This window comes from Frigoribacterium sp. Leaf186 (assembly GCF_001423905.1).
Classification (GTDB): domain Bacteria; phylum Actinomycetota; class Actinomycetes; order Actinomycetales; family Microbacteriaceae; genus Frigoribacterium.
Genome location: NZ_LMPQ01000004.1, coordinates 878 through 1230 on the forward strand (window position 1 = coordinate 878; position 353 = coordinate 1230).

A 353-nucleotide genomic window follows, 5' to 3' on the forward strand; every position below is an offset into this window, starting at 1 on the left:
ATGCTTTCATTAGCTATCCCATAATGCGAACAGCAATCTCTCAAAGATAACCCTTCAGCATTATAACGCTCAACTACTTTTAACTTAAACTCTCTGGAATGATAAACTTTGGCTTTAGGTAGCAGCCCGACACTGCCAGAGATATTGTATTGATCTACCCATCTTGTCAATAAAGACCGCGATAAACCCCACTTAAATGCTACTGCTGTAAGAGAATCGCCCTCTAAATGTTCTTTAACAACTTCGACTTTAAAAGCCGCATCATACTTCTTGTTCATAAAAATGCCCCCAATAAGTGTCTAACTTTTTGGGGGCAGTGTAAAACACCGGCCTTTTTTTAATTATTTACTTAA

The 353-nt window shown here is 38.0% G+C and carries 1 protein-coding gene; it reads right to left on the minus strand.

The features are described 5' to 3' along the window. Positions 1-278 (minus strand): helix-turn-helix domain-containing protein (locus ASG05_RS15745; RefSeq protein WP_157490078.1); only part of this gene is annotated, 278 nt, incomplete at its 3' end. Between the last annotated feature and the right edge of the window lie 75 nt (positions 279-353).